Annotated in this window: 18 protein-coding genes and 1 pseudogene; 10 read left to right on the forward strand and 9 right to left on the reverse strand. The window is 66.3% G+C overall.

The features are described 5' to 3' along the window. Window positions 1-71: 71 nt before the first annotated feature. The 5 genes and pseudogenes from def to WJ542_RS13335 all read right to left on the reverse strand — a co-directional run bounded on the left by def (window position 72) and on the right by WJ542_RS13335 (window position 8,988). Window positions 72-605 carry a peptide deformylase gene (gene def, locus WJ542_RS13315; RefSeq protein WP_411189735.1) on the reverse strand — a complete coding sequence of 178 codons (534 nt, stop codon included), beginning with the start codon at window positions 603-605 and terminating at the stop codon, window positions 72-74. Next, entirely contained in the window at window positions 602-2,653 is a 2,052-nt protein-coding gene (gene ligA, locus WJ542_RS13320; protein WP_411189736.1) for an NAD-dependent DNA ligase LigA, read from the reverse strand. The genes def and ligA overlap by 4 nt, the downstream gene beginning before the upstream one ends. A 306-nt stretch (window positions 2,654-2,959) precedes the next feature. Further along, window positions 2,960-4,228, reverse strand: a complete 1,269-nt coding sequence (locus tag WJ542_RS13325; RefSeq protein WP_411189737.1) for a cell division protein ZipA C-terminal FtsZ-binding domain-containing protein — start codon at window positions 4,226-4,228, stop codon at window positions 2,960-2,962. A gap of 129 nt (window positions 4,229-4,357) precedes the next feature. Then, on the reverse strand, window positions 4,358-7,876 hold the full coding sequence (gene smc, locus WJ542_RS13330; RefSeq protein WP_411189738.1) for a chromosome segregation protein SMC: 3,519 nt from the start codon (window positions 7,874-7,876) through the stop codon (window positions 4,358-4,360). 167 nt (window positions 7,877-8,043) lie between these two features. Continuing rightward, window positions 8,044-8,988, reverse strand: a pseudogene (locus WJ542_RS13335) (DMT family transporter). 278 nt (window positions 8,989-9,266) lie between these two features. Here WJ542_RS13335 and dapC point away from each other — a divergent pair. From dapC to cls, 6 genes are all read left to right on the forward strand, one after another. Then, window positions 9,267-10,490 (forward strand): succinyldiaminopimelate transaminase, encoded by a 1,224-nt coding sequence (gene dapC, locus WJ542_RS13340; RefSeq protein WP_411189739.1) that lies wholly within the window; start codon window positions 9,267-9,269, stop codon window positions 10,488-10,490. Window positions 10,491-10,562: 72 nt separating this feature from the next. Further along, window positions 10,563-11,390 carry a 2,3,4,5-tetrahydropyridine-2,6-dicarboxylate N-succinyltransferase gene (gene dapD / locus WJ542_RS13345; protein WP_411189740.1) on the forward strand — a complete coding sequence of 276 codons (828 nt, stop codon included), beginning with the start codon at window positions 10,563-10,565 and terminating at the stop codon, window positions 11,388-11,390. Beyond that, a complete protein-coding gene (locus tag WJ542_RS13350; RefSeq protein ID WP_411189741.1) occupies window positions 11,390-11,755 on the forward strand; it encodes an ArsC family reductase in 366 nt (121 codons plus the stop codon). The genes dapD and WJ542_RS13350 overlap by 1 nt, the downstream gene beginning before the upstream one ends. Before the next feature lie 131 nt (window positions 11,756-11,886). Next, complete coding sequence (gene dapE / locus WJ542_RS13355) at window positions 11,887-13,026, forward strand: succinyl-diaminopimelate desuccinylase (RefSeq protein WP_411189742.1); 1,140 nt, start codon at window positions 11,887-11,889, stop codon at window positions 13,024-13,026. Between the two features lie 36 nt (window positions 13,027-13,062). Beyond that, entirely contained in the window at window positions 13,063-13,947 is an 885-nt protein-coding gene (prmB, locus tag WJ542_RS13360; protein ID WP_411190556.1) for a 50S ribosomal protein L3 N(5)-glutamine methyltransferase, read from the forward strand. Window positions 13,948-13,979: 32 nt separating this feature from the next. Beyond that, window positions 13,980-15,419, forward strand: a complete 1,440-nt coding sequence (gene cls / locus WJ542_RS13365; RefSeq protein ID WP_411189743.1) for a cardiolipin synthase — start codon at window positions 13,980-13,982, stop codon at window positions 15,417-15,419. Window positions 15,420-15,441: 22 nt separating this feature from the next. Here cls and WJ542_RS13370 read toward each other — a convergent pair whose 3' ends face one another. Beyond that, entirely contained in the window at window positions 15,442-15,924 is a 483-nt protein-coding gene (locus tag WJ542_RS13370; RefSeq protein ID WP_411189744.1) for a glutathione peroxidase, read from the reverse strand. A gap of 128 nt (window positions 15,925-16,052) precedes the next feature. Here WJ542_RS13370 and WJ542_RS13375 point away from each other — a divergent pair, with 128 nt between their 5' ends. Together WJ542_RS13375 and WJ542_RS13380 are read left to right on the forward strand one after the other, a co-directional pair. Further along, window positions 16,053-17,981, forward strand: coding sequence for an ATP-binding cassette domain-containing protein (locus WJ542_RS13375; protein WP_411189745.1), 1,929 nt, complete (start codon window positions 16,053-16,055; stop codon window positions 17,979-17,981). Window positions 17,982-18,035: 54 nt separating this feature from the next. Then, window positions 18,036-19,208: a CaiB/BaiF CoA transferase family protein gene (locus WJ542_RS13380; protein WP_411190557.1), complete on the forward strand. Its 1,173-nt coding sequence runs from the start codon at window positions 18,036-18,038 to the stop codon at window positions 19,206-19,208. Between the two features lie 54 nt (window positions 19,209-19,262). On the opposite strand, the gene WJ542_RS13385 is transcribed toward WJ542_RS13380, so the two are convergent. From WJ542_RS13385 to alr, 3 genes are all read right to left on the reverse strand, one after another. Beyond that, window positions 19,263-19,511: a DUF2866 domain-containing protein gene (locus WJ542_RS13385; protein ID WP_156954313.1), complete on the reverse strand. Its 249-nt coding sequence runs from the start codon at window positions 19,509-19,511 to the stop codon at window positions 19,263-19,265. Window positions 19,512-19,681: 170 nt separating this feature from the next. After that, on the reverse strand, window positions 19,682-21,058 hold the full coding sequence (radA, locus tag WJ542_RS13390) for a DNA repair protein RadA (RefSeq protein WP_411190558.1): 1,377 nt from the start codon (window positions 21,056-21,058) through the stop codon (window positions 19,682-19,684). Window positions 21,059-21,075: 17 nt separating this feature from the next. Next, on the reverse strand, window positions 21,076-22,146 hold the full coding sequence (alr, locus tag WJ542_RS13395; RefSeq protein WP_411189746.1) for an alanine racemase: 1,071 nt from the start codon (window positions 22,144-22,146) through the stop codon (window positions 21,076-21,078). 219 nt (window positions 22,147-22,365) lie between these two features. Here alr and lplT point away from each other — a divergent pair, with 219 nt between their 5' ends. Together lplT and thiD are read left to right on the forward strand one after the other, a co-directional pair. Beyond that, window positions 22,366-23,676 (forward strand): lysophospholipid transporter LplT, encoded by a 1,311-nt coding sequence (gene lplT, locus WJ542_RS13400; protein ID WP_411189747.1) that lies wholly within the window; start codon window positions 22,366-22,368, stop codon window positions 23,674-23,676. Window positions 23,677-23,743: 67 nt separating this feature from the next. Further along, entirely contained in the window at window positions 23,744-24,550 is an 807-nt protein-coding gene (gene thiD / locus WJ542_RS13405; RefSeq protein ID WP_411189748.1) for a bifunctional hydroxymethylpyrimidine kinase/phosphomethylpyrimidine kinase, read from the forward strand. Window positions 24,551-24,552: the final 2 nt, after the last annotated feature.

Below are 24,552 nucleotides of genomic sequence, written 5' to 3' on the forward strand. Positions count from 1 at the left end.
CGCCGCCGCATCGCGTCAAGGAAAAACGGGAGCCGCTGGCTCCCGTTTTTCGCTTCTGGTTTCGTCCCGTCTCACTCGTCGCTGCCTGGATCGAGCTCCGGGAACAGGACTTCGGTAAAGCCGAATTTCGAGAAATCGGTAATCCGCATCGGATAGAGCTTGCCGATCAGGTGATCGCATTCGTGCTGGACCACGCGCGCATGGAAGCCCTCGGCAACACGCTCGACGGGCGTGCCGTACTGGTCGAAGCCGTTATAGCGGATCATCGAATAGCGGCTGACGGCGCCGCGCATGCCCGGCACCGAAAGACAGCCCTCCCAGCCCTCTTCCATATCGTGCGAGAGCGGATGGATGACCGGATTGATAAGCACCGTCTGCGGCACCTCGGGCGCTTCGGGATAACGCGCGTTGTGCTCGAAGCCGAAAATGACGACCTGCAGATCCACACCGATCTGCGGCGCGGCAAGGCCGGCGCCGTTCGCCGCATGCATCGTGTCGAACATGTCGGCGATCAGTTCGTGCAATTCGGGCGTATCGAAGTGATCGACCGGCCTGGCGATGCCAAGCAGCCGGGGATCGCCCATCCTGAGAATTTCGCGAATCATGTCGTGTGGCCCTCCAGGAGCTTGAGCATTCCATCTTCGTCGAGTACCGGCACGCCGAGTTCCTCGGCTTTCGCGAGTTTGCTGCCCGCTTCGGCACCCGCCACCACGTAATCGGTCTTCTTCGACACCGAACCGGCAACCTTCGCGCCGGCCGCCTCGAGCCGCTCCTTCGCCTCGTCGCGCGTGAGCGTGGGCAGCGTGCCGGTAAGCACTACCGTCTTGCCGGCCAGCACGCCCTGCGGCGCCTTCGGCGCGGGAGGCCCCTCGGGCCATCTGACCTTGCCCGCGGCGCGCAGTTGCTCGATCACGGTACGGTTATGTTCTTCAGCAAAGAACTGATGAATGGATTCGGCCACGATCGGGCCGACGTCGTTCACATCGAGCAGTTCCTCCTGTGACGCGCCCAGCAGCGCGTCGAGCGAACCGAAGTGCTTCGCGAGATCCTTCGCGGTGGATTCGCCGACATGGCGGATACCCAGCGCATAGATGAAGCGCGCGAACGTGGTCGATTTGGCCTTTTCGAGCGAATCGAGCAGGTTCTGCGCCGACTTGTCGGCCATGCGGTCCAGCGCGGCCAGCGTGCCGAAGCCAAGATTGAAGAGGTCTGCGGGCGTGCGCACAAGGTTCTGGTCGACGAGCTGGTCGATGATCTTTTCGCCGAGACCGTCGATATCGAGCGCGCGGCGCTGAGCGAAGTGCCAGAGCGCCTGCTTGCGCTGCGCGGGGCAGAATAGCCCCCCGGTACAGCGCGCAATGGCTTCGTCGGGCAGGCGCTCGATGCGCGAGCCGCAAACCGGACATTGTGTCGGCATCACGAATTCGCGCGCGTCCGCGGGGCGGCGCTCGAGCAGCGCGCCCACTACTTCCGGGATCACGTCGCCCGCGCGACGCACGATCACGGTGTCGCCGATACGGATGTCCTTGCGCCGGACCTCGTCCTCATTGTGCAGCGTGGCGTTCGTCACGGTAGCCCCGCCGACGAACACGGGTTCGAGACGCGCGACCGGCGTGATGGCCCCGGTGCGCCCAACCTGAACCTCGATCGCGAGCAGCTTCGTGAGCGCCTCCTGAGCCGGAAACTTGTGGGCGAGCGCAAATCGCGGTGCGCGCGAGACGAAGCCCAGCACGTCCTGCTCGTCGCGCCGATTGACCTTGTAGACCACACCGTCGATGTCGTACGGGAGGTTGTCACGCTTCTCGCCCACGGCGCGGAAAAACGCGAGCAGACCTTGCGCCCCGGTCACGACAGCACGCTCGTTGTTCACGGGCAGCCCGAGTTCGGCATACCAGTCGAGCAGCTCGCCATGCGTGGCCGGCATCGGCTCGCCTTCCAGCACGCCGATGCCGTAAGCGAAGAACGAGAGCGGCCGCTGGGCGGTGATTCTGGAATCGAGTTGACGCAGGCTGCCGGCCGCGGCGTTGCGCGGGTTGGCGAACTCCTTCTGCCCCGCTTCGCGCTGGCGCTCGTTCATACGTTCGAAGTCGCGGCGAAACATCAGCACCTCGCCGCGCACGTCCAGCACCTTCGGCACGCGCGGGCCCTTCAGACGCATCGGCAGCGAGCGGATCGTGCGGACGTTTTCCGTGACGTTCTCGCCGGTCGTGCCGTCGCCGCGCGTGGAAGCCTGGACGAACGCGCCGTCGACGTAGCGCAGCGAAATGGCGAGCCCGTCGAACTTGAGTTCGCACGCGTATTCGACGTCCGTCTTGCCGAGCGCTTCGGACACACGCTTGTCGAACGCGACGATGTCTTCCTCCTCGAAGCCGTTGTTCAGCGAAAGCATCGGCACGTCGTGCACGACTGGCTCGAACCCGGTCGCGACCTCGCCGCCTACGCGCTGCGTGGGCGAGTCGGAGATGACGAGTTCCGGATGATCGGCTTCGAGCTGCTGCAGCTCCTTGAACAACCGGTCGTACTCCGCGTCGGGCAGCTCCGGCTGGTCGAGCACGTAGTAGGCGTGATTCGCGCGTTCGAGTTCGGCGCGCAACCACGCCGCGCGTTGCGACGCTGGCGATTCATCGGAATGTCGGGCGGGCGTTCGGGCCATGCTGGGGTGGATCCGGGAATATTCGGAGTCAGATTATCGCAGGAAGCACAGCGCGTGACATCGGCCGAACGGCCAGCTTCGTACGCCGCCGCACGGCCTGCCGGGAGATCCTGGCTGAACGGCCAACGTTGGCCCCGCGGCGTTGACGGTACGCCGGCGGGCATGCGACCGTGAACGCGTCCCAATTGCGCACGAAGCATTCCCACCATGCATTTTCCAGTCCGAACTGAAACCGGCCGAAGCGCCGGTTCCACCGCCGTATCTTGCGCGCAACGCCCTTGCGGCGCAGCGCGGCACGCTCGCGCGTTACTGGCTGAAGAGCCGGCGCGTGGCCGGGGAGCCCGCCGGAATGCCGGCCTCTTCGAGTTTCGCGTAAAGCGTCATGAGCTGCTTGTCGATGGACTGCAGCACCGCTTCCGGCAGCGGCCGGCGCTGATCGTCCACCACGCGCCCGCCAATGCGCTCGGCCAGCGATTTCGCGTAGTCGCACATGAGCCGGAACGGCAGGATGTCCTCGTCGGCCACCGGCACGTCGAGAACGAGCGTGATCATCTGACCGCCCTTGTACGTGAGGTCGTCGCGCAGGAAGTTGGTGTCGCCGAACTGCAGCATGAACACCGGGCTCTGCTTCGCGTCGAGCTTCACGAAGCGCGTGCCGTCGCGCGAAAGCAGCAGGCCGTCCTGCGCCGCCACGGCCTGTACGTAGTTCGCCGACCACGGCGCACCGTCCGACATCACGTTGATCGAGAGTTGCGCGTCGCATTGCGCGGCGAAGCCGTCGAGTTCGCGCGCCATTGCGACGGTCTCCATCATGTCCGGGAACTCGGGCGCGGCGTCGATCGCGTCGGCGAACTGTTGCACGCCCGTCACGAACTCCGAGAACTCCAGTTCGTTAAGCGGGCCGTTGCGATTCGCGAGTTGCGCCGCTGCGCGCAGTTCTTCGTAGCGCACGCCGTTTTGCAGCAGTTCCCAGCCGTCGCCGTTTTCGGGCTTGCCTTCGATATGCACAGGCTTGCTGCCCGCACGGCGCAGGCGCTGCGCGTGGGGTATAACGCGCTCGCCGGCCAGCGGCGCGCCAAGCCGGATGGGCACGATGCAGTCGATACGGCGATCGACCACGGCGGGCGGCGCCGCGGAGATCGTCGTTGCGGCGGGCAGCACGGGCTCGACGCGTTCGGCCTCGTCGGTCCGACCGGCCGCCGCGGTCTCGGCAGCAGGCTCCGGGGACTCAGCCCCGGATTGCGGCTGATCTTCAGGAAAACCGTTCGGCGTCGTGGTTTCGGCCTGGATGTCGGCCGGGGTATCGAGCGGTGCGGCCGTGCCGAAACCCGGTTCGACGCGCTCCTCCGCCACCCCGCCCGCGAGCGAGGGTTCGCGCCGCGACGGTGCGCGGGCCGGTTCGATGAACGGGCTCGGCTCTTCGAGGTCGTCGCGCGGCGACAGATCGGCCGTTTCCTCGGGCATCGGGCGCGGCATGCGCCGGCGCACCCTCGCACCCTGCCACGCGTTGTAGACCACCACGCCCCCGACCACCACGGCGCCCGCGCCGATCAACCCGAGAGTCAACTCGTCCATGCATGCTCCATCAGCAATTCTTGTTCAGCGGCGCGCGAGACAAACGTGCGCCGCATGCGTTGCATTCGCCACACGCGCCGCGGCTGCCCTGTTTTCCGGCGCCCCCGGCCGCGCGTCGCGCGCCCTCGTTCAAGCCGTATTCTGTGCGAATCCCGCGGCCGTTTCCATGTCGACTGCGACGATACGCGAGACGCCCTGCTCCTGCATCGTCACGCCGATCAGTTGCTGGGCCATTTCCATCGCAATCTTGTTGTGCGAAATGAACAGGAACTGCGTCTTGTCCGACATCGCGCGCACGAGGTTCGCGAAGCGTTCCGTATTCGCGTCGTCGAGCGGCGCATCCACCTCGTCGAGCAGACAGAACGGCGCAGGATTCAGTTGGAACATCGCAAACACCAGCGCGGTCGCCGTAAGCGCTTTCTCGCCGCCCGAGAGCAGGTGAATCGTCGAGTTCTTCTTGCCGGGAGGCTGCGCCATGACCTGCACGCCGGCGTCGAGAATCTCGTCGCCGGTCATGATGAGCTTCGCCTGGCCGCCGCCGAACAGACGCGGGAAAAGCTCGCCGAAGTGGCGGTTCACCTCGTCGAACGTGCCCTGGAGCAGCGTGCGCGTTTCCTGATCGATCTTGCGGATCGCGTCTTCGAGCGTCTCGATGGCGCTCGTGAGGTCGGCGGACTGCGCATCGAGGAAGGTCTTGCGCTCCTTCGCCGCGGCCAGCTCGTCGAGCGCAGCCATGTTCACCGGGCCGAGCGCCGCGATCGCGTTGTTGATGCGCGTAACTTCCCCCTGCAGATAAGCCGGCTTCATGTCCGCCGTGAGCCTGGCCTGCAGTTCCGCTTCGTCGACGCCCGCCGCCTGCAGTTGTTCGACGAACTGCTCGCCGTTGATGCGCGCGGCCTGCTCCTTCAACTGCAGTTCCGTAATACGGTCGCGCAGCGGCTGCAGCGCGCGCTCGGCGGTAAGGCGCATTTCGTCCGCCTGGCGCAGCTTCGCGCTCAGGTCGTCCAGTTCGGCGCGCGCCGCGCGCAGCAGCGCTTCCTTCTCCGCACGCACTTCCAGCGCATCCTGCAGCCCCGTGTGGGCCGTCTGCTCGTTGATGGTTTCGAGTTCCGCGCGCGCGTCTTCGAGCGATGCCGCCACGCGCTCGCTTTGATCGTGCGCCACCTGGATATTGCGGCGCAGCTCTTCGATCCGGTTCGCCATGTTGCGCGCGGCAAAGCGCGCGTCGCCCGCGGCACGCTCGAGGTCGCGCGCTTCATTGCGCGCCGCAGCCAGCGCCTCGTCGAGCGATTCGAACGCCAACTGGTTGTCCTCGAAGCACGCCTGCAGTTCGGCCAGCTCGACGTCTTGGCGCTCGAAGTTCGCTTCGGAATCCGCACGCAGCGCACGCTGCTCGTCGATCTGTGCGGCGATCTCTTCGAGTTCCTCGCGAATCTGCGTGTTGCGCGCCGTGTAGCGCTCGTGCGCCTGCGTGAGCTTCAGCACCTCCATCTGCAACGCGTGCACGCGTTGCGTGGCGCGCTCGGCCTGTTGACGCACTTCCGTGAGCGCCTGCGCCGCCTGCGTATGCGCTGCTTCCGCGCGAATCGCGGCGGTGCGCGCTTCGTCGGCGAGCAGCGCCTGCGCACGCACCTGGCGCGCGAGGTTCTCGATCTCCTGCTGACGCGCCAGCATGCCGGCCTGTTCGGAATCGGCGGCATAGAGCTGAACGCCTACGCGCGTCACCATATGGCCGGATTTGACGACGAAGACGCCGCCCGACGGCAATTGCGCGCGCTGCGCCAGTGCCTCGGCCAGATCCGTTGCGATGAAGGTCGAACCGAGCCACTCGGTCAGCACGGCGCGCAGACCGGCGTCGTCGATGCGCACGAGCGACAGCAGCGACGTAAAGCCCGCCGGTACCGGCGCCGTCTGGCCTACGGCCGGCGGCGCGTAGAACGCCAGCTTGGCCGGGGGTGCGTCGCTCGCGAATGCCTTCACCCAGTCGAGGTTCGACACTTCGAGCGCGGCGAGACGCTCGCGCAGCAGGGCTTCGAGCGCCGTTTCCCAGCCGGCCTCGACATGCAGCTTCTTCCACAGACGCGGCAGTGCGCCGAGTTCGTGCTTGTCGAGCCATGGCTGGATCTTGCCTTCGGTCTGAACGTTCTCCTGCAGTTGCTTGAGCGCCGCGAGACGCGCCTCGAACTGGTGAATCTGCGCGCTCTCGGCCTGCACGCGCTCCTGCGCGGCGCGGCGTTCGCCATCGAGACGAGGCAGCGCCTCCTGGGCCTCGGCGAGACGATCCTGCGCGTCGCGCAGGACTTCCTCCTGTTCCGCGAGCTGCATGCGCTGCTCTTCGAGCTGCGCTTCGTCCGGGGCGTCGAGTCCGCCCTTTTCGGCTTTCAGGCGCTCCTCACGCTGCTGGAGCTGCTGGAGCATCTGATCGGCGTTGCGCTGATGCGCGGCCTCGAGCTTCAACGCCTGCTCGGTGCGGGCAATGCCCGCGCGTTCTTCGTTGAGCTGACCTTGCGCGTCGCGCCAGCGCGTCTCCAGTGCCGGCAGCGCTTCCTGCTTCGCCGCCGCCTCTTCCTCGGCCACGGCCGCCTTTTCCTCGGCGATGGCCAGTTGCTCTTCGGCTTCTTCGAGGTCGCCCTGGGCCTTCTGCGCCTGCGACTGCCACTGCTCGCGCTGCGCGGTGAGCGCGGCGATCTGCGCCTGCACCCGGTTGCGCGACTCGACGATGAACTTGATCTCGGCTTCGAGACGGCTCACTTCGGCATTCGCTTCGTAGAGTGCGCCCTGCGCACCCTGCATCGCGTCGCTTGCCGAATAGTGCGCGACGCGCAGTGTTTCGAGCTGCGCCTCCACTTCGCGCAGTTGCGCGGTGTGGCGTTCGAGATCGATCTGGGCCTGCTCGATGGCGCGCTGCTGGCGCTCCTGTTCGCTCCTCGCCTCGTTCTTGCGCAACAGCCACAAAAGGCGCTGCTTCTCTTCGCCTTCGCTTTGCAGCTCGCGGAACTTCGTTGCGACGATGGCCTGGCCTTCGAGCTTCTCGAGGTTCGTCGAGAGCTCGCGCACGATGTCCTCCACGCGCGTGAGATTCTCACGCGTGTCGTGCAGGCGGTTCTCGGTCTCGCGGCGGCGCTCCTTGTACTTCGAAACACCAGCCGCCTCTTCGAGGAACACGCGCAGCTCTTCGGGCTTCGCTTCGATGATGCGCGCGATCATGCCCTGGCCGATGATCGCGTAGGCGCGCGGCCCAAGGCCCGTGCCGAGGAAGATGTCCTGGATGTCGCGGCGGCGCGCCGGCAGGTTGTTGATGTAGTAGCTCGACGTGCCGTCGCGCGTCAGCACGCGCTTGACAGCGATCTCGGCATACTGGCCCCACTGCCCGGCCGCCCGGCCGTCCGCATTGTCGAACACCAGCTCGACGCTCGCGCGGCTGCCCGGCTTGCGCGCAGTCGAGCCGTTGAAGATGACGTCCTGCATCGACTCGCCGCGCAGCTCGGAGGCACGGGACTCGCCGAGCACCCAGCGCACTGCATCGATGATGTTGGATTTGCCACAGCCATTCGGCCCGACCACCCCAACCAGCTGGCCCGGAACCTGGAAATGCGTGGGATCGACGAAGGATTTGAAGCCAGCGAGTTTAATCGAGGTCAGACGCACGGCGATATCGCTGTTGGAATAGGGAGAGTGAACGGGACCGCCCGTGGCGCATGCCGCGCACCGGCTTCATCGCACGGTGCGGCACGGCAGCGGGGCACACGAGGCAGCCGCCACGGCTCGCCACACGACACTCTCCGTGTGCGCCGTGGGGCGAGAATCAGCGGCAATCATACCATCGCGCGGGCGGCATTCCGCCGGGCGGCATCCTGCTTGCCGCGCGAGCGGTGCATCCAGCTCGACAGGAGCGAAGCCAGCACGATGCAGCCGCCGCCGGCCCATTCGCGGGGCCCCGGCGTCTCGCCCGCGAGCGCCCAGGAACTCAGGGCGGTCACGACGATCTCGAACAACATGACGATCGATGCCCGGTTGGCCGGCACGCGGGCAAGGCCGTACTGCACGAGCATGTTGTTCGATGCGAGCACGAGACCCAGCACCAGGGCAAGCAGCACCGCACGAACCAGCAGGCCGCCCGCGGGCACGGCCGTCATCGGCTCGAAAAACGTCGCCGCCGCGCCGAACAAGGCTGCGCCGCCGAAGATCACGGCCGTGCGCATTTCAGGCTTCATGTCGGGCAGCACACGGCTCGTCTTGAGCACGAGCACGTTGCTCATCGCGAACCCCATTCCCCCCGCAAGTCCAGCCCATTCGGCCGCATTGCCCGGCAGCGGCACGCCGAGCGCGGGCGACCACAGCATCAGCATCGCGCCCACCAGTGAAAGCGCGGCAAGCGCCGCGCCCGGCCAGGTCAGCCGCTCGCCCAGAATGAAGTGGGCGAAGAGCGCGGTCCACGCCGGGGTCAGATAGAAGAGCAACAGCACCCGCATCACTTCGCCGTGGATCGAGCCCCAGACGAAGCCCAGGTTCGTTACGCCGGCTGCGAGACCGAGCATCGGCAGCACTCAGTGCCAGCGCACCGTCGCAATGGAGCGCCAGCGCAGGAGCAGGACGAAGGCGCAACCGGCGGCGCTCGTCGCCGCGCTCGCGGCCGTCCCCGTCACGCCTAGCGCTGCGAGCATGCGCAGCGGATACCAGACGAAGCCCCAGACCGACGCGCCAATCATGATCGCGAGCGTCGGACCGCCCTTTTGCAGACTCTCCAGACTCCGGATCATGTGCCGGACCTCCGGCATGCCGGCTGCCTGGCCCGGCATCTCGCCGGACACGTCGAATTCGTCATCTCTCAATCTCGCTATTTTTTAAGCCCGGCGGCCTCGCAATGTCCGCCGCGCCCCTCGGCACCGCGCGGACATCGCCACGTTATAATCAAACGCTTGCAGCAGGCCCGCCGTGGGCGCCGCGGTACTCATGCCGGGCGGATCGCCTCCGGCGCGAACCCTACGTCGCCCGCGCGCTGCCCGCCCGTCCTTCGTCCACGCCCGTCCGACGCCAAGTGAATCCGTTACTCGATACCCTCCAGCCCTACCCCTTCGAAAAGCTCCGCGCCCTGTTCAAGGACGTCAAGCCGAAAGCCGGCCTGCGCCCCATCAGCTTCGGGATAGGCGAGCCGAAACACCCGACGCCCGCGCTGATCCGCGACGCGATCGTGGCTTCGCTCGACGGGCTCTCGGTCTATCCCGCGACGGCCGGCAACCCGGCGCTGCGCGAATCGATCGCGAACTGGGTGAAGGCGCGTTACGGCCTGCCCGCCGTCGACGCGAACACCGAGGTGCTGCCGGTCTGCGGCTCGCGCGAGGCGCTCTTCGCGCTCGCGCAGGCGGTGCTCGACCCGGCCGCCGGCGTGAAAGACCCGGCCAGACGGGCGATCGTACTCTGCCCGAACCCGTTCTACCAGATCTACGAAGGGGCCGCGCTGCTCGCGGGCGCCGAGCCCTACTTCGTGAACAGCGATCCGGCACGCAACTACGCGTGCGATTACTCGCAAGTGCCCGAGGACGTCTGGGCGCGCACGCAGTTGCTCTACGTGTGCTCGCCCGGCAATCCGACGGGTGCCGTGCTCACGCTCGAAGACTGGCGCGAACTCTTCGCGCTCTCCGACCGCTACGGCTTCGTGATTGCGTCCGACGAGTGCTACTCCGAAATCTATTTCGACGAAGCGAAGCCACCGCTCGGCGGCCTTGAAGCGGCGCACCAGCTCGGCCGCGACTTTACGCGCCTTGTCATGCTCTCGAGCCTCTCGAAGCGCTCGAACGCACCGGGCATGCGCTCGGGCTTCGTCGCGGGCGACGCCGCGATCCTCAAGCAATTCCTGCTCTACCGAACCTACCACGGCTCGGCGCTGTCACCGGTCTGGCAGGCCGCGAGCATCGCCGCATGGAACGACGAGATCCACGTGCGCGAGAACCGCGCAAAGTACGTGCAGAAGTTTGCAACAGTCACGCCCATGCTCACCGAAGTGCTCGACGTGCGCCTGCCCGACGCCGCGTTCTACCTCTGGGCCAACGTCGCGCGCACCGGCCTCACGGATACCGCGTTCGCCCAGCGCCTCCACGCCGACTATAATGTGACGGTTCTGCCGGGTTCGTATCTGGCCCGCACCGCGCACGGCGCGAATCCGGGCAAGGATTTCATCCGCATGGCGCTCGTCGCCGACGTCGAGGAGTGCATCGAGGGCGCACAACGCATCGTCGATTTCTGCCACTCGCTCAAGCAGTAAGCCAGACCATCGCAGCATGCGCATCGCGCGTGCTGCCGCTACCCTCTACCGAACTCACACGAAACCCTCACCATGTCACAGCAACTTCAGCAGATCATCGACACCGCCTGGGAAAACCGGGCCGACTTTTCGCCGAAGTCCGCCCCGAACGACGTGCGCGAAGCCGTCGCCCACGTGATCGCGGAACTGGACCGTGGCGCCCTGCGCTGCGCCGAGAAGAAGGACGGCGACTGGGTCGTCAACCAGTGGGTCAAGAAGGCCGTGCTGCTGTCGTTCCGCCTCGAAGACAACGTGCCGATGGCGGCCGGCGGCTATAGCCAGTTCTACGACAAGGTGCCCTCGAAGTTCGCCGGCTACACGGCCGAAGACTTCGCCGCGGGCGGCTTCCGCGTGGTGCCGCCGGCCATCGCGCGCCGCGGCTCGTTCATCGCGAAAAACGTCGTGCTGATGCCGTCGTACACCAACATCGGCGCCTACGTCGACGAAGGCACGATGGTCGACACGTGGGCGACCGTCGGCTCGTGCGCGCAGATCGGCAAGAACGTGCACCTCTCGGGCGGCGTGGGCATCGGCGGCGTGCTGGAGCCGCTGCAGGCCAACCCCGTCATCATCGAAGACAACTGCTTCATCGGCGCGCGCTCGGAAGTCGTGGAAGGCGTGATCGTCGAAGAGAACTCGGTCATCTCGATGGGCGTGTATCTCGGCCAGAGCACCAAGATTTACGACCGCGAAACCGGCGAAGTCTCGTACGGCCGCATTCCGGCAGGCTCGGTCGTAGTCGCCGGCAATCTGCCCTCGAAGGACGGCTCGCACAGCCTCTACTGCGCCGTGATCGTCAAGAAGGTCGATGCGAAGACGCGCGCGAAGGTCGGCCTGAACGAGCTGCTGCGAGGCGACTGATGGCGAGGGCCGCGAAGACCGTCGTTTACGGCATTCCGAACTGCGACACCGTGAAAAAGGCCCGCGTGTGGCTCGAAGAGCATGGCGTCGAGTTCGAGTTCCACGACTTCAAGAAGGCAGGCGTGTCGAATGCGCTGGTCCAGGACTGGCTGAAGGACGTGCCGCTCGACCAGCTCATCAACAAGCGCGGCACGACGTGGCGCGGCCTGTCCGACGTGCACAAGGCCGAAGCCGACACGACCGCCGGCGCGATCGCGCTGATGATCCACAAGCCGTCGATCATCAAGCGCCCCGTCGTCGTGGTGAATGGCCGTGTGAAGACGCTCGGCTTTTCCGCCGACCAGTACGAAATGCTGTTTGCCTGAGGCTATTTGCCTGAACGCCGCGCGCGCCCGAAAAACGCTTGCCGCGGATCGGGCGCAAACTGGCATCACAAGCTGTTGCCGGCCCCTGATTCGTCAGCGGCGCCGGCATTTTTATTGAAAGTGGCCCAACCATGTCCGGTACCCTCGCCCTTACCGAAGCCCTGATTGCCCGCGCGTCCGTAACGCCCGACGACCAGCACTGCCAGCGCATCATGACCGAGCGCCTCGCGCCGCTCGGCTTCACGTGCGAGACGATCGAATCGCACGGCGTCACGAACCTGTGGGCCGTCAAGCGCGGCGCCGCCGGCACCGACGGTCCGCTGCTCGCGTTCGCGGGCCACACCGACGTCGTGCCGACCGGCCCGCTCGAACAATGGCAGTCGCCGCCGTTCGAGCCGACCCATCGTGACGGCAAGCTCTACGGGCGCGGCGCCGCCGACATGAAGACGTCGCTCGCCGCGTTCGTCGTGGCCACGGAAGAGTTCGTCGCGGCCCACCCGCAGCATCGCGGCGCGATCGCGTTCCTGATCACGAGCGACGAGGAAGGCCCCGCCACCGACGGCACCGTGAAAGTCGTCGAGGCGCTGCAGCAACGCGGCGAGAAGCTCGACTACTGCATCGTCGGCGAACCGACCTCGACGCACGTGCTCGGCGACTGCGTGAAGAACGGCCGCCGCGGCTCGATGTCGGGCAAGCTGATCGTCAAAGGCGTGCAGGGGCACATCGCGTATCCGCATCTCGCGAAGAACCCGGTGCACCTGCTGGCGCCGGCGCTGGCCGAACTCGTCGCCGAAAAGTGGGACGACGGCAATGAATACTTCCCGCCCACCACGTGGCAGGTGTCGAACCTGCACAGCGGCACCGGCGCGAGCAACGTGATTCCGGGCCACGCCGACGTGCAGTTCAACTTCCGCTTCTCGACCGCGAGCACGGTGGAAGGCCTGCAGCAGCGCGTGCACGCGATCCTCGACAAGCACGGTCTCGACTACGACCTGCACTGGAGCGTGAGCGGCCTGCCGTTCCTCACCCCGCGCGGCGGCCTCTCGAACGCGCTCGAAAAGGCGATCCTCGACGAGACCGGCGTCACGACCGAGCTCTCGACCACGGGTGGCACCTCCGACGGCCGCTTCATCGCGCGCATCTGCCCGCAAGTCGTGGAATTCGGACCGCCCAACGGCACTATCCACAAGATCGATGAGCATATCGAAGTGAAGTTCGTCGAACCGCTCAAGAACGTGTACCGCCGCGTGCTCGAACAACTGATCGCCTGAAACCGCCCGCCGGAGTCTTCCACCATGCCCCATCCGCTGACGACCACCTTCTCGACCGTGCGCGACCTGCTGCGCTACGCCGTCACGCGTTTCACGAGCGCCCAGTTGGCCTTCGGCCACGGCTCGACCAACGCCTACGACGAAGCCGCCTACCTGATCCTGCACACGCTGCATCTGCCGCTCGACCTGCTGGACCCGTTCCTCGACGCCCGGCTCACGAGCGAAGAAGTCGATACGGTGCTCGCCGTGATCGAGCGCCGCGCCACCGAACGCGTGCCGGCCGCCTACCTCACGAAGGAAGCCTGGATGCACGGCCTGCGCTTCTACGTGGACGAGCGCGTGATCGTGCCGCGTTCGTTCATCGGCGAACTGCTCGAAGACGGCCTGCAGCCCTATGTCGAAGATCCCGAACAGGTGGGCGCGGTGCTCGAACTGTGCACGGGGTCGGCCAGCCTCGCGATCCTCGCCGCGCATGCGTTCCCGAACGCCGACATCGACGCCGTCGATCTCTCGGCGCCGGCGCTCGAAGTGGCGCGGCGCAACGTGCAGGAGCATGGCCTCGACGATCAGATCGCGCTCTTCGAAGGCGACCTCTTCGCGCCGCTGCCCGAGCGCCGTTACGACGTGATCATTACGAACCCGCCGTACGTGAACGCCGAATCGATGCAGGCGCTGCCGCCCGAATACCGCCACGAGCCGGAAATGGCGCTGGCCGGCGGTGCGGACGGCATGGACATCGTGCGTCGCATCATCGGACAGGCGCGCAACTGGCTGACCGACGAAGGCGTGCTCGTGGTCGAGATCGGCAACGAACGGGCGAACGTCGAGGCGGTGTTCGGCGGCCTCGACCTCGTCTGGCTCTCGACCAGCGCGGGCGACGATCAGGTATTCCTGATCCAGGCGGCCGATCTGCCGGTCTGACTGTCGCGGATTAACGGCACGCGCGCGTTCCTATGCGATTCGACTGGTCACAACTCGGCCCCCTGCTCGCGGTCATCCACCTGCTTGGACTCGCCGCGGCTTGCCACGCCATCATGAATACGCGCACCTCGCAGGGTGCGATCGCGTGGGCGGTCTCGCTCGCGACCATGCCGTATCTGACGCTGATCCCGTATCTGTTTCTCGGGCGCAGCAAGTTCGAGGGTTACGTCGACGCGCGGCGGCTGCGCAACGAGAACCTGCGCGAGCGCGCGCACGCCCCGGAGCGGGACAAGCCGCGCCATGACGGCGCCTCGCCCGATCACGAGCCCGGTGCGCGCATGATACGCACGATGGCGCACCTGGGCGGCCTGCCGCTCGCGCCCGGCAATTCGGTGCGCACGCTGGTCAACGGCGAGGCCACGTTCGGCGCGATCTTCGACGCCATCGAGCAGGCAAAGCACTACGTCATCGTACAGTTCTTCATCGTGCGCGACGACGCGCTCGGCAACATGCTGAAGGACACGCTCCTCCAGTGCACGGCGCGCGGCGTGCGCGCCTTCTTCCTCTACGACAGCATCGGCAGCTTCGATCTGCCCGCCAGCTACGTGCACGAGCTGCGCGCGGCCGGCGTGGTCGTGCACCCGTTCTCCACGAAGCGCCACTTCGTCAACCGTTTCCAGCTCAACTTCCGCAATCACCGCAAGATCGTCGTGGTGGACGGCGAACGCGCGTTCGTGGGCGGGCACAACGTGGGCGTCGAGTATCTGGGCGCAAAGCCGCCGCTCTCGCCGTGGCGCGACACGCACATCGAAGTGCGCGGTCCGGCCGTGGCCAACATCCAGTTCGTCTTCACCGAAGACTGGTACTGGGCCACCCAGGAGTTGCCGGGGTGCGAGCCGCCCGGCGTCGCGGCGCTGGACGACAACATGCCTTGCCTCGTCATGCCGACCGGCCCGGCCGACCGCCAGGAAACCTGCTCGCTCTTTTTCGTCGAGGCGATCAACGCCGCGCAACGGCGCCTCTGGATCACTACGCCCTACCTCGTGCCCGACGAAGCCGTGCTCTCCGCGCTGCGGCTCGCCGCGCTGCGTGGCGTGGACGTGCGCATCATGATCCCGAGCCGGCGCGATCACTATGTGGTGTTCGAGGCTTCGACGCTCTACGCCTTCGATGCGATCCGCGCGGGCATCCGCATCTTCCGCTACCAGCCGGGTTTCCTGCACCAGAAGGTCGTGCTGATCGACGACATGGCCGCGGCGATCGGCAGCGCGAATCTGGACAACCGATCGTTCCGCCTGAACTTCGAGATCATGGTGCTCACGGTCCACCGCGGGTTTGCCGCCGAGGTCGAAGCGATGCTCCTGCGCGACTTCGCGGAGACGGTCGAGATCGACCGCAGCGAGTACCGCAACGCGCCCTGGTGGCGCAAGATCGCGATGCATCTCGCGCGCCTGTTCGCGCCGATTCTCTAGCCGCGGCGGGTCAAGCCGCGCTCTACAGCAGTTTCTCGATGTCGGCCGCGATCGCCTCGGGCTTCGTGACCGGCGCGTAGCGCTTCACCACCTTGCCGTTGCGGTCCACGAGGAATTTCGTGAAGTTCCACTTGATCGCTTCGAGTCCGAGCAGGCCCGGCGCTTCGCCCGTGAGCCAACGATAGAGCGGATGCGCGTTCGCCCCGTTCACGTCGATCTTGTCGAACATCGGAAACGTGACGCCGTAGTTCTTCTCGCAAAAGCTGCCGATCTGCGCCGAATCGCCCGGCTCCTGCTTGCCGAACTGGTTGCAGGGAAAGCCCAGCACCGCGAGCCCGCGCGTGGCGTAGTCGTCGTAAAGCTTCTGCAGCCCCGTATATTGCGGCGTGAACCCGCAGTCGCTCGCCGTGTTGACGATGAGCAGCACCTTGCCTGCGTAGCTTTCGAGGCTCACCGGCGCGCCGCCACCCAGCGCCTGGGCCGAAAACGAATAGATCGAAGGCATCTGTGGTCTCCCATAGCAAAGCGCCAGTCTACGTGAGAAACAAAGCGCGACACACCCTGGCCTGACAGCCGATGCCGGCGCACGGGCCATGCAGTCTAAAATAGCGTTTTTCCCATGCTGGCGCCGCTGTGATCCGCTTCAATCAATTCAGTCTTGCCCGCGGCACCAAGCCGCTTTTCGAGCAAACCTCGTTCACGCTGAATCCCGGCGAAAAGGCCGGTCTCGTCGGCGCGAACGGTGCGGGCAAATCGACCCTTTTCGCCGTGCTGCGCGGCGAGCTGCACGCCGACGCCGGCGACTTCGCGCTGCCGCCGTCCTGGCGCATCGCGCACGTGGCGCAGGAAACGCCTGCTGTCGATCGCAGCGCGCTCGACTACACGCTCGACGGCGACGCGGCGCTGCGCGAGATCGAAGCGCACATCGCTTCGGCCGCGGCCGCGCACGACGGCGCGGCCGAAGCCGAAGCGCACGCCGCGTTCGCCGACGCCGACGGCTATACCGCCCCGGCACGAGCCGAAGCCCTGCTGCTCGGCCTCGGCTTCACGCTGGAACAAACGCGCGCGCCGGTCGCGAGCTTCTCGGGCGGCTGGCGCATGCGCCTGAACCTCGCCCAGGCGCTGATGTGCCGCTCCGACCTGCTGCTGCTCGACGAACCCACGAACCACCTCGACCTCGACGCGATCGTCTGGCTGGAAGACTGGCTGCATCGCTATCCGGGCACGCTCGTCGTGATCTCGCACGACCGCGAATTTCTCGATTCGATCTGCAACGTGACGCTCCATCTGGAGAACCAGCAGATCAAGCGTTACGGCGGCAACTACTCGCAATTCGAAATCCTGCGCGCACAGCAGCTCGCGCTCCAGCAGAACGCCTACGAAAAGCAGCAGAGAACCGTCGCACATCTGCAGAGCTTCATCGACCGCTTCAAGGCGAAGGCCACCAAGGCGCGCCAGGCGCAAAGCCGCGTCAAGGCGCTGGAGAAGATGGAGCTGATCGCGCCGGCGCACGCGAGTTCGCCGTTCACCTTCGAGTTCCGCACGCCCGACTCCGCGCCGAACCCGATGCTCGTGATGGAAGACGTGCGCTGCGGCTACCGCGCCGAAGACGGCGGCGAGACGCCCATCGTCGAGCAGGTCTCGCTGTCGATCCAGAGCGGCCAGCGCATCGGCCTCCTCGGCGCCAACGGCCAGGGCAAGTCCACGCTCATCAAGACGCTCGCGGGCACGCTCGCATCGCTTTCGGGCGAGTTGCGCACGGGCAAGGGTCTGCAGATCGGCTATTTCGCGCAGCACCAGCTTGAAACGCTGCGCCCGGACGACTCCCCGCTCCAGCATCTCGCGCGCCTCGCGCCCGACACGCGCGAGCAGGAACTGCGCGACTTTCTCGGCGGCTTCAACTTCCCGGGCGAGATGGCGACGGCACCTATCGCGCCGTTCTCGGGCGGCGAAAAAGCGCGCCTCGCGCTCGCGTTGATCATCTGGCAGAAGCCGAACCTGCTGCTGCTCGACGAACCGACCAACCACCTCGACCTCGAAACGCGCCACGCGCTGACGATGGCGCTCGCGCAGTTCGAAGGCACGCTGATCCTCGTCTCGCACGACCGGCATCTGTTGCGCGCCACCACGGACCAGTTCATGCTGGTCGCGAAACACCGTCTGCAACCCTTCGACGGCGATCTCGACGACTACCGCGACTGGCTGCTCCAGCATGCCGCCGAACAACGCGCGGCGCTCAAGGACGCAGCGGGCGAAGGCGCGGCGGATGCTGGCGTCAACCGCAAAGAACAACGCCGCCAGGAGGCGGAAACGCGTCAGAAGCTCGCGCATCTGAAGAAGCCGTTGCAGGCGAAGATCGGCAAGATCGAAAAGGAAATGGACGTGCTCAACACGGAAAAGGGTACGCTGGACGCCTTCGTCGCCGACCCCGCCAGTTACGAGCCCAACCAGAAGACGCGCCTGACCGACGCGATCCGCCGTCAGGCCGAAGTCCAGTCGCGACTCGACACGCTGGAAGCCGAATGGCTCGACGCACACGAAGAGCTGGAGCAGATCGGTTAGCCGCGGCGCGCATGCCGCCCCGCCAAGGAGAGATGAGTGTCGTCACCCGCCGCATTGCAGGGCCTACGCGTCCTTGATCTGACCATGCTGCTGCCCGGCCCGGTCGCCACGTTGCGGCTCGCCGAGATGGGCGCGGACGTGCTGAAGATCGAGCCGCCCGGTGCCGGCGACGCCGCCCGCGTGATGATGCAGAGCGCCGCCGACGAAGTGGCCGCGCGCCCCGGTGCGTTCTACCGCCTCGTCAATCGCGGCAAGCGCGAAACGCGGCTCGACCTGAAGTCCGAAGCCGGGCGCGCGGTGCTGCTCGCGCTCGCGCGTGACGCCGACGTGCTCGTCGAGAGCTTCCGGCCCGGCGTGATGACGCGGCTGGGTGTCGGTTACGAAGCGCTCAACGCCATCAACCCGAAGCTCGTCTACTGCGCGATCAGCGGCTATGGCGCCGGGAGTCCGTTTGCGGACCGAGCCGGACACGACCTGAACTACATCGGTTATGCGGGCGTGCTCGACCAGTTGGCAGGACGCGACGGCGCGCCCGCGCTGCCGAACTTCCAGATCGCCGACCTGCTGGGCGGCGCGCTCAGCGCGGTCACCCAGATTCTCGCGGCGCTCTGGCAGGTCGCGCGAGGCGGTACCGGCCGCTTCATCGACGTCTCGATGGCACACGCCAGCTACGCGTACAACGTGGTCGCCCAGGTCGCGCTCGCCAACGACGACGCGGCCGCCCTTCAGCCCGGCGGCGGCCTGCTCAATGGCGGCGTGCCCTGCTACAACCTCTACCGTACCCGGGACGGCCGCTGGCTCGCGGTTGGCGCGCTGGAACTGAAATTCTGGCAGGCGCTCTGCAAGGCGCTCGACCGCGAGGACTGGCTCGAACGGCACTGGAGTCTGGGGCAGGCGATTGGCGGCACGGACGCGGCGGCACTCACGCGTGAGCTCGCCGCGATCATTGAAGCGGAGCCGTTGCAGGTCTGGATCGACCGGCTCGAACCAATCGACTGCTGCACCACGCCGGTTCTCACGCCAGGCGAAGCGGCCAGGCATCCGCTCTTCAATCCCGAGGTGCTGCAACAGGCCCTGGCAGCGAACGCCGTGCTCGCTTCAGGCGTGCCGAAGCCGCAGCAAGGCGCTATCGGCCAGAGAGCGACGGGCGCCGCAGTAGAATCGTCGGGCGCAGGCGCGGGAAGCCCTGGCGGCAACAAGCCGTTCACCTATGGTCCCTGGGGCTAGGCGCCGGACTGGCCAACAAAAACGAAATGGGCGCACAAGGCGCCCATTTTTCGGCTAGCGTCGCGGCAGCGTTTGCCGCGGCGCGCGTTCGTCGTCGTAGAGTACGTGCTTGCGGCCTTCCACGTGATGCGCAATGGTGCTGCGCACCTGTGCAGCAGTGACGTTCCCGGCCACCACGCGGCGCGAAATGCGCCCGTCGCTGTCGATCCACTCGACGATGCGGCAAGTGCTGCCCCAAGGTTGCATGAGCGGCTCGGAAACCCGGCAGCCGCGTACGACGATCGAATGATCGCCGGCGGACATCTCAGTCTGTTTCAAGACGCCATCCTTTCCGCATGGACGCGGGTTGAACATGCGGCCAAGGATAGGCAAATAGGAAATCGACCAGGTTACAGTGTGTACCAGGGTTGTTACTAATCATTACGCGCCAGTTCACGGAAAATGCCTTTTCCTGGCCGTGCCGCGCCCCCGGTTCATTCCAGCGTGCGGACCTTGTCGATCGCCTCTTCGATGCGCTCGACGGCAACCACCTGTAAACCATCGATCGGCTGCTTCGGTGCATTGGCGCGCGGAATCAGCGCACACGAGAATCCGAGCTTCGCCGCTTCCTTCAGACGGTCCTGTCCGCGCGGCGAGGGCCGGATCTCGCCCGCGAGGCCGACTTCGCCAAAAACGATCAGGCCCTTCGGCAACGGCTTGTTACGCATCGACGAGTGAATCGCGAGCAGCACGGCGAGGTCGGCAGCCGGTTCGGTAATCTTGACGCCGCCCACCGCATTGAGGAACACATCCTGATCGAAGCAGGCAATGCCCGCATGCCGATGCAGCACGGCGAGCAGCAACGCGAGCCGGTTCTGCTCGAGTCCGACCGCAAGACGCCGCGGATTGGGCACGTGGGCGGTATCCACGAGCGCCTGCACTTCGACCAGCAGCGGCCGCGAGCCCTCCTGGGTCACGAGCACGCACGACCCCGGCACGCTCTGTTCGTGCTGCGAAAGAAATAGCGCCGAAGGATTCGCGACACCACGCAGGCCGCGCTCGGTCATGGCGAACACGCCGAGCTCGTTGACCGCGCCGAAGCGGTTCTTGAACGCGCGCACGAGGCGAAACGACGAGTGCGTATCGCCCTCGAAGTACAACACGGTGTCGACAATGTGCTCGAGAACGCGCGGCCCGGCGAGGTTGCCCTCCTTCGTGACGTGCCCGACCATGATGATGGCCGTACCCGACTGCTTCGCGATGCGCGTGAGCTGCGCCGCGCACTCGCGCACCTGCGCGACGGAGCCGGGCGCCGAAGTCAGCGCCTCGGAGTAGATGGTCTGGATCGAGTCGATCACCGCGACGTCGGGCTTCTCGGCCTCGATGGTCGCCTGGATTTTTTCCAGCTGGATTTCGGCGAGCAGTTGCAGCTCGCTCGCCTTCGAACCGGGATCGAGCAGCGCGAGCCGTTGTGCTCGCAGCGCAATCTGCGCCGCCGATTCTTCGCCGCTCACATAGAGCGCGCGGCGTTCTGCCGCGATCTGCGCCAGCGATTGCAGCAGCAGCGTCGATTTGCCGATGCCGGGGTCCCCGCCGATCAGCACGACGCCGCCCGCGACGAGCCCCCCGCCCAGCACGCGGTCGAACTCTCCGACGCCGGTGGTGAAACGCGGTACGTCGGACGCCTCGATGTCGGCGAGACGGCGCACCGGCGCGCTCTTCGCGAGCGACTGGAAGCGATGGCCGCCCGCCGGTTCGGCAATGCTCTCCACGAGCGTGTTCCAGGCCCCGCACGCGGGGCATTGCCCCTGCCATTTCGGCGCTTGCCCGCCACACTCGGTACACGTATACAGTGTCTTGACCTTCGCCATGCTTCGGGTCGCCACGCTTATTCCGCCCGCACCGGCACGCGCGGCGCGACCGCGCACATCAGCTCGTAGCCAACCGTGCCGCAGGCCTGCGCGACGTCGTCGATCGGCAGGTTCGTTCCCCAGAGTTCCACGCGCGCACCAACGCCCGCGTTCGGCACCGGCGTCAGGTCGACGGTGAGCATGTCCATCGAGATACGCCCGACCACCCGCGTGCGCACGCCTTCGACGATCACGGGCGTGCCTTCGGGCGCGATGCGCGGATAGCCGTCGGCGTAGCCGCACGCCACGATCCCGATGCGCATCGGCTTGCGCGCCGTGAAAATCGAGCCGTACCCGACAGTCTGGCCCTCGGCGATGTTTTGCGTGCCGATCAGCTCGGAGGCAAGCGTCATGGCGGGCTGCAGGCCAATGCCGTCGATGGCCGAAGCCGCGCCCGAAGGCGAAGCTCCATAAAGAACGATGCCGGGCCGCACCCAGTCGAAATGGGCGGCCGGATGCCAGAGCGTCGCTGCCGAGTTCGCGAGGCTGCGCGCACCGGCAATGCCTTGGGCCCCGCGCTCGAACGCCTCCATCTGCTCGCCGATGCCGCACGGCGTATCGGCGTCGGCGAAATGCGTCATCAGCGTGATCTGGCCGATGCCGGGACAGGCGCGCGCCCGCTCCCATGCCGCGCGGTATTTCTCCGGCGTATAGCCGAGCCGGTTCATGCCGCTGTTCATCTTGAGCTGCACGTTGACCGGCTTGGACAGCCGCGCCATTTCGAGCATGCGCATCTGCTCGTCGGAATGCACGACCGTGGTGAGGCTGTAACGGTCGATCACGTCGATGTCGGTAGGCCGGAAAAAGCCTTCCAGCAGCAGGATCGGCCCCGCCCAGCCCAGCTCGCGCAGCTTCGCCGCTTCTTCCAGATCCAGCAGGCCGAAGCCGTCCGTGGCGCGCAGGCCCGGGAATGCACGGGCGAGCCCGTGCCCGTAGGCATTGGCCTTGACCACGGCCCAGATTTTCGACTTGGGGGCGTATCGGCGGACGACGGCGAGATTGTTGGCGAGTGCGGCGGTGTGAATCGTGGCGGAAAGGGGGCGAGGCATGGGAGATTTTCGTAAAGACGCTTTCGAATCAGGAGCTTACAGTGCGTTTTCAGCACCTGGAAGGCCGGGCGCGCCGGGCCGTCAAGGAATCTGCTAGTCCGAACCCAGCTATTTTCATGATATAAAGCCCTGCGCACAACCCATTTCGAACGTAATAAGCCCGGATGCCTCCCACCCGTCCGGGGCGGACGGACCGCAGCGAGGACAGCATCGCATCAGATGAAAAAAGGCTTTTACACCATCATGGCCGCGCAGTTTTTTTCGTCGTTGGCCGACAATGCGCTCCTGATCGCTGCAATTGCACTGCTGAAAGATCTCCAGGCCCCGAACTGGATGACGCCGCTGCTCAAGCTGTTCTTTGTCCTTTCCTACGTTGTTCTGGCCGCTTTCGTCGGCGCCTTCGCCGATTCGCGCCCCAAGGGCCGCGTGATGTTCATCACGAACACGATCAAGGTAATCGGCTGCGCCACGATGCTGGCCGGTACGCATCCGCTATTCGCTTACGGCGTGGTCGGCTTTGGCGCTGCGGCCTATTCGCCGGCCAAGTACGGAATCTTGACTGAATTACTTCCGCCGGAGCGGCTGGTCGCTGCAAATGGCTGGATCGAGGGCACGACAGTCGGCTCGATCATCCTCGGCACGGTTTTGGGCGGCGCGCTCATCAGTCCTCACATCGCCTCGCACGTCATCAAACATACGCCCGCCTGGGTCAATACCCCCGCCGAAGCCGCGATGCTTGTGATCATGGCCATCTATGTCATCGCCGCCCTCTTCAATCTGCGCATTCCCGACACCGGCGCCCGCTATCCGCGCCAGGAACACGGCCCCATCCGTCTCATCACCGATTTCGCCGACTGCTTCCAGATCCTCTGGCGCGACAAGCTCGGACAGATCTCTCTCGCCGTCACGACGCTCTTTTGGGGCGCGGGCGCCACGCTCCAGTTCATCGTGCTCAAGTGGGCCGAGGTATCGCTCGGCATGTCGCTCTCGGAAGGCGCGATCCTGCAGGCGGTCGTCGCCGCGGGCGTCGCCGTGGGAGCGGTGATCGCCGCCGCGCGCGTGCCGCTCAAGAAGTCGCTTTCCGTGCTGCCCGTCGGCATCATCATGGGCATCGCCGTCATGCTCATGGCCTTCTACACGCGCAACCTGTTTCCGCCGCACTGGGGCCTGCGTCTCGGCCATCTGCACGTCTCCGGCTACCTGCTGTTCGCCTATCTCTTCCTGATGGTCGTCGGCGGCCTCTCGGGCTATTTCGTCGTACCGATGAATGCGCTCCTGCAGCACCGCGGCCACGTCCTGCTTTCCGCGGGTCACTCCATCGCCGTGCAGAATTTCAACGAGAACCTTTCGGTGCTCGTCATGCTCTGCCTCTATGCCGTGCTCGTCTGGCTCGACGTGCCAGTGACCATCGTGATCGTGCTGTTCGGCACCTTCGTCTGTCTCATGATGTGGCTCGTGATGCGCCGCCACCAGGCCAATCAGCGCGCGTTCGACTCGGTCGCGCTGATCGGCGAAAATCACGGGCACTGACTGCCCTGATTCATCCATTCCGTGCGTGCGCCACGCGGCGCGCGCCGTGCCCGTCTTTCACGCTGCCATGACCTCATCGATTCCCAACGTCCTCACGATCGCCGGCTCCGATTCGGGCGGCGGCGCAGGCATCCAGGCCGACCTCAAGGCGTTCTCGGCGCTCGGCGCGTATGGCGCAAGCGTCATCACCGCGCTCACCGCGCAGAACACGCGCGGCGTCACGGCCATCCACGCGCCCGATCCGGCATTCGTCACGGCGCAACTCGACGCCGTCTTCGAGGACATCCGCATCGACGCCGTGAAGATCGGCATGCTGGCCAACGCGCCCATCGTGCGCGCCGTGGCCGACGCGCTGCGCCGCCATCGGCCGGAGCGCGTCGTGCTCGACACGGTCATGATCTCGAAGAGCAACCATGCACTGCTAGCGCCCGAAGCCGTGGCGGCACTGCGCGAGGCATTGCTGCCGCTCGCGGGCGTCGTCACGCCGAACCTGCCCGAAGCCGCGGCGCTGCTCGGCACCGCACCGGCCGCCGACGAGACCGCGATGGTCGAGCAAGGCGAGGCCCTGCGCGCGCTCGGCGCGCAAGCGGTGCTCATGAAGGGCGGCCATCTGGGCGGCGCGGACAGCCCCGACTGGCTCATCGAGGAAAACGGCACGCTGCGCCTGGCCGGCCGGCGCGTGCCGGTGACCAATACGCACGGCACCGGCTGCACGCTGTCTTCCGCAATCGCGGCCTTGTGGCCGCAGCGCGCGAGCCTCGCCGAGGCCGTCGCGGACGCCAAGCAATACCTCACAGGCGCGCTCGAAGCGAGCGAACGCCTCGACGTCGGGCATGGCGTCGGGCCCGTGCATCACTTCCATCGCTGGTGGTGAGC

The organism is Paraburkholderia yinzeri, assembly GCF_046581065.1.
GTDB lineage: Bacteria > Pseudomonadota > Gammaproteobacteria > Burkholderiales > Burkholderiaceae > Paraburkholderia.